This is a genomic window from Mycobacterium sp. ABE4_509, assembly GCF_056160785.1.
Map to the genome: position 1 here is coordinate 32189 of NZ_JBSWXU010000029.1, position 13906 is coordinate 46094.

Sequence of the window (13906 nt, forward strand, 5' to 3'; positions counted from 1 at the left end):
CCATATTCGTGAATCTTCCTTACTTGTCTTTCCCGGTGCGGGTTCTATTTGGTGGAGATGCCACGTGGTCCGCGGGCCAATGAGACCACGCCGGACTGCACGATCTCGCGGACCCCGTAGGGCTCCAGCACACGCAGCAGCGCCTCGATCTTCTCCTGGGTTCCGGTCGCCTCGACGGTCAGTGACTCGTTGGAGACGTCGACGACCTTGGCGCGAAACAGGTTCACCGCCTCGATGACCTGACCCCGGCTGGCCGCGTCGGCCCGGACCTTGATCAGCGCGAGCTCGCGGGACACCGAGTTGGCCTCCTCCTGCTCGACGATCTTGATCACGTTGACCAGCTTGTTGAGCTGCTTGGTGATCTGCTCGAGCGGCGAGTCCTCGACGTCGACCACGATCGTCATGCGGGACAGGTCTTTCTGTTCGGTCGCTCCGACGGCCAGTGACTGGATGTTGTAGCCGCGCCGGGAGAACAGCGAGGCCACACGGGCCAGAACACCGGGCTTGTCTTCGACAAGCACCGACAGCGTATGCGTGCGCGGCGCAGCGGTGGTCATGCGTGTCCCTCTTCTGGATCATCGAACAGTGGCCGGATGCCACGTGCTGCCTGGATTTCGTCGTTGCCGGTGCCCGCGGCGACCATCGGCCACACCTGGGCGTCGGCGCCGACGATGAAGTCGATCACCACCGGACGGTCGTTGATCGCCCGAGCCTGCTCGATGACCTCGGCGACATCCTCGGCGCGTTCGCACCGCAGGCCCACACAGCCCAGCGCCTCGGCGAGCTTCACGAAATCCGGGATCCGCCGGGAATGGGTGGCCAGATCGGTTTGGCTGTAGCGCTCTTCGTAGAACAGGGTCTGCCACTGCCGCACCATGCCCAGGTTGCCGTTGTTGATCACGGCGACCTTGATCGGCACGCCCTCGATCGCGCAGGTCGCGAGCTCCTGGTTGGTCATCTGGAAGCAACCGTCACCGTCGATGGCCCACACCTCGGCCTCGGGGCGGCCCATTTTCGCGCCCATCGCGGCGGGCACCGCGAAGCCCATGGTTCCCAGACCGCCGGAGTTGATCCACGTCTTGGGGCTCTCGTAGGAGATGAACTGCGCAGCCCACATCTGGTGCTGGCCCACTCCGGCGACGTAGACGGCGTCGGATCCGGCGATCTTGCCCAGCGTCTCGATCACGAACTCCGGCGACAGGCTGCCGTCGCTCTGCGGACCGTAGCTCAGCGGGTAGGTCGACTGGACCCCACGCAGGTACTCCCACCAGTTGTCGGTGTTGATCGCGCCGATGGTGCCGTCCCGGCGCAGGGCCTCGATCAGATCGGTGATCACGGCCTTGACGTCGCCCACGATCGGCACGTCGGCGTCCCGGTTCTTGCCGATCTCGGCGGGGTCGATGTCGGCGTGGATCACCTTGGCCTCGGGGGCGAACGAGTCCAGCTTGCCGGTCACCCGGTCGTCGAAGCGGGTGCCCAGCGCGATCAGCAGGTCGCTGCGCTGCAGCGCCGCCACCGCCGAGACGGTGCCGTGCATGCCGGGCATGCCCATGTGCTGCGGGTGGCTGTCCGGGAAGGCCCCGCGCGCCATCAGCGTGGTGACCACCGGGATGCCGGTCAGTTCGGCCAGGTCGAGCAGCTGATCGGTCGCCTCACCGCGGATCACGCCGCCGCCGACGTAGAGGACCGGTTTGCGCGCGGCCGCGATCAGTTTGGCGGCCTCGCGGATCTGGCGGTTGTGCGGCTTGACGTTGGGCTTGTAGCCGGGCAGCTCGAACTGCGGCGGCCAGGCGAATGTGCACTGCCCCTGCAGGACGTCCTTCGGGATGTCGACGAGAACGGGTCCGGGGCGTCCGCTCGCGGCGATGTGGAACGCCTCGGCGATGACGCGGGCGATGTCGTCGCCGTTGCGGACCAGGAAGTTGTGCTTGGTGATCGGCATCGTGATGCCGGAGATGTCGGCTTCCTGGAATGCGTCGGTGCCGATCAGCCCGCGCCCGACCTGACCGGTGATGGCGACCATCGGGATCGAATCCATGTAGGCGTCGGCCAGCGGTGTGACCAGGTTGGTGGCACCGGGACCCGACGTCGCCATGCACACCCCGACACGTCCGGTCGCGTGGGCGTATCCGCTGGCCGCATGGCCGCCGCCCTGCTCGTGGCGCACCAGCACGTGACGCAGCTTCTGGGAGTCGAACAGCGGGTCGTAGACCGGCAGGACCGCGCCACCGGGGATGCCGAAGACCACCTCGACGTCGAGTTCCTCAAGCGACCGGATCACCGCTTCGGCTCCGGTGAGCTGTTGGGGGGCAATCCGTTTCGGCTGCGCGGGGGCCAGGTTCGCACTGGCCGGCGCGCGGTGACCGCCGTTGGACGGCATGTCCGACTGCTCGGGTGGTCGCGTGGTGGGTGCGCTCACGATGTCCTCGGTCCTCTTGTGTCGGCGAATCTTCGCTGATTCGGTCTGGCGGTCAGGTTGTCGATCGGGCAAGAAAAAACCCCCGTCAGCCCGGCGGCTGAACGAGGGTTGCGCGTCGATGCTGTGGTGCTACGCCCGGCACGGGGCTAGCGCGGCATCAACGCGCAACCCAATTACTACGAGCGAAGTCAGCGCCGCAGCGCCGTCGCCGAGCAATCCCGGGGTGGTCCACATAGCACACGACGGTAGCCGCCGAACTGGCGAAAGGTCAAATTCCTGCCGACTGCGACGACGCAGCAGCCGGGCCCGGAAGCGACGATGGGATGATGGCCGCATGGGCACCCCCTCGGCGTCGGCGTCGACCCCCATCGTCATCAAGATCTCCCCGATGGCGCACATCGCGGTGCTGATCCTCACCGTCGCGCTGCTCTCGGTGGTGATGGCCGGACCCGGTTGGTGGGCGTTGCTGCTGCTGATCCCGGTGTTCGCATCCCTGGTGGTCGTGCGCTACCGCACGATCGCCGACCGCGACGCCGTCACCGCGCGCACGCTGCTGGGCAGCCAGACCATCCGGTGGGACGACATCGCCGGCCTGCGTTTCGGACGCCGGGCGTGGGCGCTGGCCCGCCGCCACGACGGCACCGAGGTGTCCCTGCCGGCGGTGACGTTCTCCACGCTGCCGCTGCTGACCGCGGCCAGCGGCGGCCGGGTACCCAACCCGTACGAGTGAGTCACGCCAAGGGGTTGGCTCAGGCCGTCACGCCAAGGGGTTGGCTCAGGCCGTCACGCCAAGGGGTTGGCGCCGTTGAGCAGGACCCAGATCGCCACGCCCGCGCCCACCCCCAGCACCAGTGCGGCGAATGAGCCGATGAACGGTCGACGGACCCAGCCACGCCCGGCGTCCAGCCCGTAGCGCCCCGGCCCGACGAGGATGATCGCCGCCACAGCGACCAGCAGGAACACCTGATACTCGTGGCCGTCGGTGAGGAACGCCGACAACCGGGCGTCGGCGTGCGCCTCGGCCACCTCGGCGATCGTCGCGGTGACCAGATAGGCCAGCGCCCCGGCGGCCGCGACCGGGGTGAACAGGCCCACGACGAGCAGCACGCCGGCGCCGATCTGCCCGCCGGCCGCCACGTAGGCCAGGATGTCGGGGTACTGGAAGCCCACCCCGGTCAGGTAGTCGCGGAAGCCGTCCAGGCCGGAACCGCCCCACCAGCCGAACAGGTTCTGCAGACCGTGCCCGATGAACAACGCCCCGACCGCGATCCGCAGCAGCATCAAGCCGAGATCCTGGGTGCCCCGACGGTCGCCGTCACCGCCCGGGTGATCGCCACCGACCTCGGTGGGCGCCGCCGTCGAACCGTATGCCCCGGGTGCCAGACCCGAGGACGGCTGCACGTAGGGCAGCGGTTCGGGATCGCTCATCAGCCCGAACGAGTTGTCGTCGGACGACTTGGGGGTGTCGTACCGCGGAATCGCGGTGGTTTCGGGTTCGCCCCCGAAATTCGGTGAATGCAGGTCGTCCTCGGGGTCCACCAGCCGTGCCGACGCGGGCCGGCCACCCGAGTCGTCGGGCCGCTGCCAGGCGCTGGGGTCATGGGGACTCGTCACACCTGTCAGGGTAAGTGCTCGTCAGCGCCTGTTCGGGAATTGGCGCGGCGCGCCCCGCACCTGTTTGCGCAGGACGAGCGGGCAGCGCGTGGCGCGCACTGCGGAACGATACGTAACCTGGCCAGCATGAGTCAGCGCCGGTCGACGAGAGCAGCCAGTGTCGTGGTGCGCGCCTTGATGTGTGCCGCACTGCTGGCGGGCGCCGGCTGCGCCCGGTTCGATTCGGCCCAGTCGCAGCCGTTCACCACCGAACCCGAACTCGCCCCCGGGCCCACGTCGACACCTCCTCCCCCGCCGCCGCTGCCGGCCAAACCCTTCCCCAAGGAATGCCCGGCCCCAGGGGTGATGCAGGGCTGCCTGGAATCCACCAGCGGGCTCATCATGCTGCCCGACAGCCAGTCGGCCCTGGTCGCCGAACGGCTCTCCGGCACGGTCAAGCAGGTTTCCGTACGCGCCGAACCGACGGTTAAGACGGTGCTCCCGGTCGACCCGGCCGGCGACGGCGGCCTGATGGACATCGTGTTGTCACCGACGTACTCGCAGGACCGGTTGATGTACGCCTACGTGAGCACCCCGACCGACAACCAGGTGATCCGCATCGCCGACGGTGACGTCCCCAAACCGATCCTGACCGGCATCCCGAAGGGAGCGACCGGCAACCGGGGATCGCTGATCTTCACCAGCCCGACCACGTTGGTGGTGCAGACCGGCGATGCCGGCAATCCGGCGCAGGCCTCGGACCCGGGCTCGATGGCGGGCAAGCTGCTGCGCATCGAACAACCCACCACCGTCGACCAGGCGCCCACCACCACCGCGCTGTCCGGTCTGGGCGAGGCCGGCGGAATGTGCGTCGACCCCGCCGACGACTCGCTCTACGTCACCGACCGCACCGCCACCGGCGACCGGCTGCAGCGCATCACCAAGGACTCGGTGGTCTCCGAGGTGTGGACCTGGCCCGACGGTCCCGGTGCGGCCGGCTGCGCGGCGCTCGACGGCACCGTGCTGGTCAACCTGGTCGACACCAAACAGACAGTCGCCGTGCGGCTCTCGCCCGACACCGGTGCGGTGACCGGCGAGCCGGAAGTGGTCCGCGACGGTCAGCACGGTCACGCGTGGGCCCTGGAGGTGTCCCCGGACGGCAACATCTGGGGTGCCACGGTCAACAAGACCGCCGGCGACGCCGAGAAACTCGACGACGTGGTGTTCCCACTGTTCCCGCAGGGCGGCGGGTTCCCGCGGGCCAACGACGAGAAGACCTGATCCGTCCCTCGGCGTCAAACAAGCTGAACGGCAAGATGTTCCACGGCGCTCCAGTCGCTGGGTGAGCAGCGGACATCGCCTGATCGAACGGAACCACTTGTTCTGCTGAACAGATGGAACCTGCGCGGCCGCAACTCTTTGCAGGCGATATAAGTAGTTCGCTGCCGCGAGATCGTCCGGCGCACTCACCGCTACCGTCGGAGGGCTCGATGAAACCAGCACTGCTCGGCACCCGTGCGGCGGCCGCAACCGTGGCGGTGGGCCTGGGGGTTGCCCTGGCCAGCTCGGCGACCCCCATCGCCGTGGCCGACCCGTCGAACGACGACGGCTCGTCGTCTGCAACCGCCACGACGTCGTCTCCGACCCGCTCACCCGGCACGTCCAGATCGACGGCGAACGACACCGACACCGACGCTGCGGGGTCCGCCGACGACGACACCGCTGACGGCGACTCCGAGACCGAGACCGAGACCGAGACCGACGAGGACACCACCGACCTCGACACCGAGACCGAGACCGAGACCGACGAGGACACCACCGACCTCGACACCGAGACCGACACCGAGACCGACGAAGACACCACCGACCTCGACACCGAGACCGACGCTCCCGACGAGCCACAGTCGGGTGTCGACACCGCTGCGGTCAGCGGATCCGAGCAGGCCGCCAGCGGCCGCGGTCACGCCCCCGACGCCGACACGGTGACCGAGACCCCGGCCGCCCCGAGCGCAGAGCCGGAACCCGAGACCGAGGAGACCGAGGACGCCGGTGTCTCGAGCGAATCCGAGGCGACCGTGGACGCCAGTGCCTCGAGCACACCCGGGCAGGGGCAACCCGGCAGCCGGCCGACGGCCACCGTCGACGCCGTTCAGATCGCCGAGCAGACCCCGGCACAGACCGCCAGCACGACGACGGCGCCGCCCGGTCCCCTTGCCACCCTGCTCGCGTTGCCCGGCGCCATCATGGACGCGACCAGCGGGGTCGTGGCGTCGGTGCTGACGTCGCTGGCCACACCGCTGACCAACACCTTCGGTTCGCCGATGGAGTGGCTGGCCGCCGCCGCAGCCCGTCGCGAAGTGGGCGACGCCGACACCAGGGCCGAGTTGATCAACGCCGTCCAGTATCCCGTCATCAACGAGGTGGGCGAGCGCATCGAACTGGCCGTAGCGACGCTGCTCGCGCCGGTCACGCAGCTGTTCGTGGATCTCGGCTTGATGGCCTCGCCCCGCGACGACGGCTGGCTCGGCGAGTGCGTGGATGGATACTGCGTGTCCAGCACCGACATTCCGGTTCCGCAGCCCGAGGTGGGCGTCACCTTCCTCAACCTGACCGGCACAGCGCTGACCCTGACGAATCTCGACTCATACGAACCGCTGGCCTACGGCCCACACGACGGCTTCGTCCTCGAGAGCGGGCAGCAGGTCGAGATGGGGATCTACAAGGACAACGACGAAGACACCTCCATCCGGGCCACCATGGATTGGGGGAACGGCACCACCAGGGCCGATGTGACGGTGTTGTTCAATGGTGTCAGCGCCACGACGACCAGCGACAGCATGCAGGTCGACGTCTTCAACACCCCGACGCCGGTCACCGGGGCATCGGTCATTCCGGTTCGGCAGACCCTGGTCTTCCTGCCCCAGGCCGGCACCACCATCACCATCCCGACCTCTGATCCGGTGGCGCAGAGCGTGGTCGCCATGACGATGTGCGGCAACCGGGGCACCTGCGACCAGGAAGCCATCTCGTCGGAGGTCAAATACACCGAGTCGAAGAATGTCGGCAACACCGTTTTCAACTACGGGACCGAGACCTCGGCCAACACCTATGAGGTGAGCCACCAGACGACCAAGACCAGCGGAATCGACGAAAGCCTCAAGGTACTGGCCGGGGGCGGGCTCAATTTCACCCTCGGGCCACTGACATTCCAGGGCGAGATCAACGCGATCCTGCAGGCCAAGTTCGGCCACACCTGGACGGAGGGAATCCTGGTCAAGCAGGGCGCGACCGTGAACGTCGCGCCAGGCAAGTACGGCCAGATCCAGTTGTCCTACGCCGAGTACCACGACACCGTCGACATGACGATCGTCGACAAGGGCGTGACGATCGAGATTCCCGGCGTCGTGTATGTCAGCGCTGTTCCCGAGGGCACCGTCGACGAGAACGGAAATCCAGTGGGCCCGCCGATCTGGACCACCATTGACTACGACATCGGCACCGGACCAGACCCGAACCCCAACTCGACCTCTGACCCGAACCCGCCCACGTACGCGTCACCACCGGCCGACACCCCGACACCGGCCGACATCGACGAACCCACTGAGGCATCCGGTCCGGCTCCGATGCCGCTCGGCGCGGCGCTGGTGAAGTATGTCGTCGCCCAGACTGAGGCGATCCTGCGCCTGCCTTCGGTCGTACTCGGCGGTGGTTCCTCGCGCGCCGGGGGGACAAAGGGATTCCAGATCGTCAACCTCACGCCGTACCCGCAGAAGCTCATCGCGTTGTCCGGCGAGGTCGAGGACGAAGACAATCCGGCGGTCGGCTATATCCTTCAGCCCTACCAGATGGTGCGTGGCGAAGTGGACTACGACCTGTTCGGTGGCGGCCAGTCGACATGGCAGTGGCAACGCAACGACGGCGTGGCCACCACCGTGAGCGAGGCGCAGTTGGTGACCTTCGGCGACGGAGGTTCGGCTGTGCGCTGCCAGAACAGTGCGTGTATGGACGGCGGCCGGAACGAGGCCCAGGAAGCCGACATCTACTACATCATCAACCCCAGCCCCAGCACCGTCGACCTGACCGCGAACACGAACCTGGCCAGCGTGGCCGTCGACGCGGCGTGTTACTACACCGCCTCCGGCGCCACCCCGGGTTCGTGCAGCGCCAATGTCACCGGCCAGAGTTACTTCACCGATCGGGTGGGCGACCCCAGTCAGTACAACTACAACCAGGCCTCCACGACAGCCAATTTCACCTACACCGTGACCACCATCAAGTCGGAGACCACGAGCTGGGCCGTCGGCGGGGGTCTCAAGATCAAGGAGAAGTCGGGCCTGTTCCTCGTCCAGCAACTCGAGGCCGAGTCGATCACCCTCTACACCGGAAAGACGCAGGAGAAAGACACCGAATCCACCACGGTGAAGCAGAACGTGCCCTCGGGTTCCACCGGGACGCTGTCGGTGGGCGACGTCAACCTTCGCACCTACGGTGACTTCATCATCAACCTGCCCAACAGCACGCTGATCGTCAGAGACCAATGGCTGGAGAACTCGTCCGGTCTGGCCACCCTCGGTCCGGTCGTCAGCCTCACCGACTACCCCGGCCCGCCGAACCTCTGATCGCTACTGCGGCCCGTGCCCGGGCAGGCGCAGCATCAGCCGCGCTCCGCCCATCGGGCTGACCTCCAGTGCCGCTGTGCCACCATGGATCTCGGCCTGCTGGGCGACCAGGGCCAGGCCCAGTCCGGATCCGGATCTCGACGCGGTGGTGCCGCGGTGGAAGCGTTCGAAGACTTCGGCCCGTTCCTTCTCGGGCACCCCGGTGCCGTTGTCGTCGACGGCGATCTCGACACCTTCGGAGGAGGACACCACGCTGAGCCGGACCTGCGTCGCGCCACCGTGTTTGACGGCGTTGGCGATGGCGTTGTCGATCACGAGTCGCAGCCCCGCGGGCATCCCGAGCATCAGCACCGAGGTCGACGACGCCAGCGAGACATCCAGGCCCGGGTAGTTGTGCATCGCGTCGTGGGCGGCACGATCGAGCAGTTCGGCGACGTCGACCGGGACGAATTCGTCCACCGTGGTCAGCTCGCCCTGCGCCAGGCGTTCCAGCGCGCCGAGCGTCGCCTCGATCCGGGACTGGGTGCGCATCACGTCGGTGATCACCTCCTTGCGTTGTTCCGGGCCGAGGTCGAGGGTCAGCAGCACTTCGAGGTTGGTGCGCATCGCGGTCAGCGGTGTGCGCAGCTCGTGGGAGGCCACGGCGGCGAAGTCGCGTGCCGATTCCAGCGCTGCGCGGGTGCGCTGCTGTTCGTCGCCGATCCGCGCGAGCATGCCTTCCACCGCTTCGGAGATCTCGACCGCCTCCCAGACCCCGCGCACCTGCACTTCGTCGGGGTTGGACTGGGCGTTGATCGCGCGGGCCTGCTGAGCCAGCAGCCGGAACGGGTTGACCATGATCAGCGAGATCACCCAACCGACCAGCAGGGTTCCCACGATCACCGATGCGCAGATCCAGAACACCCGCCAGTGCAGCGAGTCGATGCGGGACTGCGTCTCGGCCAGCGGCGCACCGAGCGCGATGGACGCGCTGCCGGTGCTGATGGTGCGCACCCGGTATTCGACGCCCTCGATCGTCGCGTCCGCGTACCCCGTGGGCAGTTCGGGCAGCACGATGTCGGGGGGAATCGAGACGGTGGCGCCGGCCAACCGCGCGGTGCGCACCAGCCCGCCCTCACTGGGCTCGGGCCCGACGCCGTCCTCGGCGCTGCGCAGCAACGTGTTGACGTCGCCGAGGCTGGACAGCGAGTCCAGCCGCCGGTCGAGCTGGTCGAGCTGGTCGTTGGTGACACCCACCCACACCCAGGTACCCAGGGTCAGCACCAGGATGATCACCCCGAGCTGGGCGAGGATGACGATCGAGCGCAGCGACAGCAGCCGCAGCGGGTGCGCCAGGATGCGGAACACCAGGTCCTGCGGGCGTTTGTTCACCGATCCGCTAGCTGCATGCCGCCATGACCAGTTCGCGAACCCGCGCGGCGTCGGCCTGGCCCTTGGTCGCCTTCATCACCGCTCCGACGATGGCTCCGGCGGCCTGGACCTTGCCGCCGCGGATCTTCTCCACGATGTCGGGGTTGGCTGCGAGCGCGTCGTCGACGGCGGCCTGGATCAGCGAGTCGTCGCGCACCACGGCCAGTCCGCGGTCGGTCATCACCTGCTCGGGTTCGCCCTCGCCGGCGAGCACCCCCTCGACGACCTGGCGGGCCAGCTTGTTGGACAGTTTGCCGTCGTCGACGAGCTTGACCACCGCGGCGACCTGGGCCGGGGTGATGGGCAAATCGGACAGCTCCACCCCTTCTTCTCTGGCTTTCTGCACCAGGAAGTTGGCCCACCAGGCGCGCGCCGCATCGCTGGAGGCGCCGTGCTCGACGGTCGCGGCGATCAGGTCGATGGCGCCGATGTTGACCAGGTCGCGCATCACCTCGTCGGAGATGCCCCAGTCCTGCTGGATCCGTTTGCGGGACAGCCACGGAAGCTCGGGGATGGTCGCACGCAGCCGGTCGACGAGTCCGGCGCTGGGAGCCACCGGTTCCAGATCGGGTTCGGGGAAGTACCGGTAGTCCTGTGCGGTTTCCTTGCTGCGGCCCGGCGAGGTGTAGCCGTCCTCGTGGAAGTGCCGGGTCTCCTGGACGATGGCGCCGCCGGATTCCAGAACCGCGGCCTGCCTGCGCATCTCGTATCGGACGGCGACTTCCACACTCTTGAGCGAGTTCACGTTCTTGGTTTCGGTCCGGGTGCCGAACTCGGCCTGGCCGATCGGCTTGAGGGAGACGTTGGAGTCGCAGCGCATGGAGCCCTGATCCATCCGCACGTCCGAGACGTCCAAGCCACGCAACAGATCTCGCAGCGCCGTCACATAGGCGCGGGCGATCTCGGGGGCGCGCTCCCCGGCCCCTTCGACGGGCTTGGTGACGATCTCGATCAGCGGCACGCCGGCTCGGTTGTAGTCGATCAGCGACGTGGTCGCGCCCGCGATGCGCCCGGTCTCGCTGCCCAGGTGGGTCAGCTTGCCGGTGTCCTCCTCCATGTGCGCGCGCTCGATCTCGACCCGCCAGGTGCTGCCGTCATCGAGGGGCACCTCGAGGTAGCCGTTGATCGCGATGGGTTCGTCGTACTGCGAGATCTGGTAGTTCTTCGGCATGTCCGGGTAGAAGTAGTTCTTCCGGGCGAACCGGCACCAGGGCACGATCTCGCAGTTCAGCGCGAGACCGATGCGGATCGCGGACTCGACGGCGACCTGGTTGAGCACCGGCAGTGCACCGGGCATGCCCAGGCACACGGGGCAGACCTGGGTGTTGGGCTCGCCGCCGAACCGATTGGCGCAGCTGCAGAACATCTTGGTGTCGGTCGACAGCTCGACATGCACCTCGAGACCGAGCACCGGCTCGTAGCGGGCGATGACCTCGTCGTATTCCAGCAACTCGGCGGTGGCGACAGACATACCCCGATCCTAATGGGTCGTGTTTCGCCGGTTGTCAGCCGAAGAACGCGGCGGCATCCTCGTAGCGGCTCTGCGGAACCAGTTTGAGCTGCCGCACCGCGTCGGCCAGCGGCACCCGGCCGATGTCCTGACCACGCAGGGAGACCATCATCCCGTACTCACCGGCATGGGCGGCGTCGGCGGCGTTCACGCCGAACCGGGTGGCCAGCACCCGGTCGTGCGGGGTCGGCGTGCCGCCGCGCTGGACATGGCCCAGCACCGTGGTGCGGACCTCCTTCTTGATGCGCTTCTCGACCTCGATCGCCAGCTGCTGGGCCACCCCGGTGAAGCGCTCGTGCCCGAACTCGTCGATGCCGCCCTGCAGCAGCTGCATCGAGCCCTCAGCGGGCTTGGCCCCCTCGGCGACCACGCAGATGAAGTGCGAGTCGCCGCGGACGAACCGGGCCTTGACGAGGCGGCAGACCTCCTCGACGTCGAACGGCTGCTCGGGGATCAACGTCATGTGCGCCCCGGCGGCCAGGCCGGCGTTGAGCGCGATCCAGCCGGCGTGGCGGCCCATGACCTCGACCAGCATCACCCGCTGATGGGATTCGGCGGTGCTGTGCAACCGGTCGATCGCCTCGGTGGCGATGTTCAGCGCCGTGTCGTGACCGAAGGTGACATCGGTGCAGTCGATGTCGTTGTCGATCGTCTTGGGCACACCGACAACCGGCACCCCCTCTTCGGAGAGCCAGTTGGCCGCGGTCAGGGTGCCTTCCCCACCGATCGGGATCAGCACGTCGATGCCGTTGTCGTCGAGCGTCTGTTTGATGTCGTCGAGCCCGGCGCGCAGCTTGTCCGGGTTGGTGCGTGCGGTCCCCAGCATGGTGCCGCCCTTGGCCAGCAGGCGGTCGTTGCGGTCGTCGTTCTTGAGCTGGATGCGGCGGTCTTCGAGCAGCCCGCGCCAGCCGTCCTGGAATCCGACGACCGTCGAGCCGTACCGGGCGTCGCAGGTGCGGACCACCGCGCGGATCACCGCGTTGAGCCCTGGACAGTCGCCGCCTCCGGTCAGCACTCCGATCCGCATGGTCTATTCAGCTCCTCGCGTCCGCATGGTGCCCTATCTTGCCCTGTTACACCGCCGTCGGCAGCGGACCGCGGGCAGCTTCGAAGGCGGCGCCCACCCGGTAGAGCCGATCGTCGGCCAGTGCGGGCGCCATGATCTGCAGACCGACCGGCAGTTCGTCGTCCGGCGACAGCCCGGCCGGCACCGACATCCCGCAGTGCCCGGCCAGGTTCAGCGGCAGCGTGCAGAGGTCGAACAGGTACATCGACAGCGGGTCGTCGACCTTTTCCCCGACCGGGAACGCGGTGGTCGGGGTGGCCGGCGAGACCAGCACGTCGACCTTCTGGTAGGCCTCGTCGAGGTCGCGCGCGATCAGCGTGCGCACCTTCTGCGCCTGGTTGTAGTAGGCGTCGTAGTAGCCGGCCGACAACGCGTAGGCACCGATCATGATGCGTCGCTTGACCTCGGGCCCGAATCCGGCCGCACGGGTCAACGCCATCACTTCCTCGGCGCTGTGGGTGCCGTCGTCGCCGACCCGCAGGCCGTAGCGCATGCCGTCGAACTTGGCCAGGTTCGACGACACCTCCGAGGGCAGGATCAGGTAGTAGGCGGGCAGCGAGTAGTCGAAGTGCGGGCAGTCGACCTCGCTGACCGCGGCGCCGAGCGCGGTGAGCTGCTCGACCGCCGCGTTGAAGGCGCTCAACACGCCGGGCTGGTAGCCCTCGCCGCTGTGCAGCTGCTTGACGACCCCGACCCGCAGGCCTTTGAGGTCTCCGGAGGCTCCCGCGCGGGCCGCACCGACGACGTCGGGGACCGCGGCCTTCACCGAAGTGGAATCGTGCGGATCGTGGCCGGCGATGACGGCGTGCAGCAGCGCGGTGTCGAGCACGGTGCGCGCGCACGGCCCGCCCTGGTCCAGCGAGGACGCACAGGCGACCAGCCCGTACCGCGACACCGTGCCGTAGGTGGGTTTGACACCCACCGTCGCGGTCAGGGCCGCCGGCTGCCGGATCGAGCCGCCGGTGTCGGATCCGATGGCCAGCGGGGCCTGGAAGGCGGCCAGTGCCGCCGCGCTGCCGCCGCCGGAGCCGCCGGGCACCCGCTCGACGTCCCAGGGGTTGCGGGTCGGGCCGAACGCGGAGTTCTCAGTCGAGCTGCCCATCGCGAATTCGTCCATGTTGGTCTTGCCGAGGATCGGGACCCCGGCCGCTCGCAGCCGTGCGGTGACCGTCGCGTCGTACGGCGACATCCAGCCTTCGAGGATCTTCGACCCGCACGTGGTGGGCATGTCGGCGGTGGTGAACACGTCCTTGAGGGCCAGCGGGACGCCGGCCAGCGGCGAGGCGGGC

At 68.1% G+C, this 13906-nt stretch carries 10 protein-coding genes; 3 read left to right on the plus strand and 7 right to left on the minus strand.

Going from position 1 to position 13906, the window contains the following annotated elements; translation table 11 throughout:
• Positions 1-44 precede the first annotated feature (44 nt).
• Together ilvN and ACXAID_RS09165 are read right to left on the minus strand one after the other, a co-directional pair.
• Entirely contained in the window at positions 45-557 is a 513-nt protein-coding gene (gene ilvN, locus ACXAID_RS09160) for an acetolactate synthase small subunit (protein WP_475021881.1), read from the minus strand.
• On the minus strand, positions 554-2380 hold the full coding sequence (locus ACXAID_RS09165; protein ID WP_475021896.1) for an acetolactate synthase large subunit: 1827 nt from the start codon (positions 2378-2380) through the stop codon (positions 554-556). The genes ilvN and ACXAID_RS09165 overlap by 4 nt, the downstream gene beginning before the upstream one ends.
• A 373-nt stretch (positions 2381-2753) precedes the next feature.
• Here ACXAID_RS09165 and ACXAID_RS09170 point away from each other — a divergent pair, with 373 nt between their 5' ends.
• Entirely contained in the window at positions 2754-3149 is a 396-nt protein-coding gene (locus tag ACXAID_RS09170; protein ID WP_475021882.1) for a PH domain-containing protein, read from the plus strand.
• Between the two features lie 53 nt (positions 3150-3202).
• Here ACXAID_RS09170 and ACXAID_RS09175 read toward each other — a convergent pair whose 3' ends face one another.
• Positions 3203-4033, minus strand: a complete 831-nt coding sequence (locus ACXAID_RS09175; protein ID WP_475021883.1) for a DoxX family protein — start codon at positions 4031-4033, stop codon at positions 3203-3205.
• A gap of 126 nt (positions 4034-4159) precedes the next feature.
• Between ACXAID_RS09175 and ACXAID_RS09180 the strand changes: the two genes are divergently transcribed.
• A complete protein-coding gene (locus ACXAID_RS09180; RefSeq protein WP_475021884.1) occupies positions 4160-5293 on the plus strand; it encodes a PQQ-dependent sugar dehydrogenase in 1134 nt (377 codons plus the stop codon).
• A 209-nt stretch (positions 5294-5502) separates the two neighbouring features.
• Positions 5503-8631, plus strand: a complete 3129-nt coding sequence (locus ACXAID_RS09185; RefSeq protein WP_475021885.1) for a hypothetical protein — start codon at positions 5503-5505, stop codon at positions 8629-8631.
• A gap of 3 nt (positions 8632-8634) precedes the next feature.
• Here ACXAID_RS09185 and ACXAID_RS09190 read toward each other — a convergent pair whose 3' ends face one another.
• From ACXAID_RS09190 to gatA, 4 genes are all read right to left on the minus strand, one after another.
• Positions 8635-10002, minus strand: coding sequence for a sensor histidine kinase (locus tag ACXAID_RS09190; protein ID WP_475021886.1), 1368 nt, complete (start codon positions 10000-10002; stop codon positions 8635-8637).
• Between the two features lie 7 nt (positions 10003-10009).
• Complete coding sequence (gene gatB, locus ACXAID_RS09195; RefSeq protein ID WP_475021887.1) at positions 10010-11512, minus strand: Asp-tRNA(Asn)/Glu-tRNA(Gln) amidotransferase subunit GatB; 1503 nt, start codon at positions 11510-11512, stop codon at positions 10010-10012.
• A 34-nt stretch (positions 11513-11546) separates the two neighbouring features.
• Positions 11547-12578 (minus strand): ATP-dependent 6-phosphofructokinase, encoded by a 1032-nt coding sequence (locus ACXAID_RS09200; protein ID WP_475021888.1) that lies wholly within the window; start codon positions 12576-12578, stop codon positions 11547-11549.
• 46 nt (positions 12579-12624) lie between these two features.
• On the minus strand, positions 12625-13906 hold a 1282-nt coding region (gene gatA / locus ACXAID_RS09205), incomplete at its 5' end, for an Asp-tRNA(Asn)/Glu-tRNA(Gln) amidotransferase subunit GatA (RefSeq protein WP_475021889.1).

Coding starts and splice junctions, on each gene's coding strand:
- ilvN (WP_475021881.1), bottom strand. CDS start 557: ATGACCACCGCTGCGCCGCGCACGCATACGCTGTCGGTGCTTGTCGAA.
- ACXAID_RS09165 (WP_475021896.1), bottom strand. CDS start 2,380: ATGCCGTCCAACGGCGGTCACCGCGCGCCGGCCAGTGCGAACCTGGCC.
- ACXAID_RS09170 (WP_475021882.1), top strand. CDS start 2,754: ATGGGCACCCCCTCGGCGTCGGCGTCGACCCCCATCGTCATCAAGATC.
- ACXAID_RS09180 (WP_475021884.1), top strand. CDS start 4,160: ATGAGTCAGCGCCGGTCGACGAGAGCAGCCAGTGTCGTGGTGCGCGCC.
- ACXAID_RS09185 (WP_475021885.1), top strand. CDS start 5,503: ATGAAACCAGCACTGCTCGGCACCCGTGCGGCGGCCGCAACCGTGGCG.
- gatB (WP_475021887.1), bottom strand. CDS start 11,512: ATGTCTGTCGCCACCGCCGAGTTGCTGGAATACGACGAGGTCATCGCC.
- ACXAID_RS09200 (WP_475021888.1), bottom strand. CDS start 12,578: ATGCGGATCGGAGTGCTGACCGGAGGCGGCGACTGTCCAGGGCTCAAC.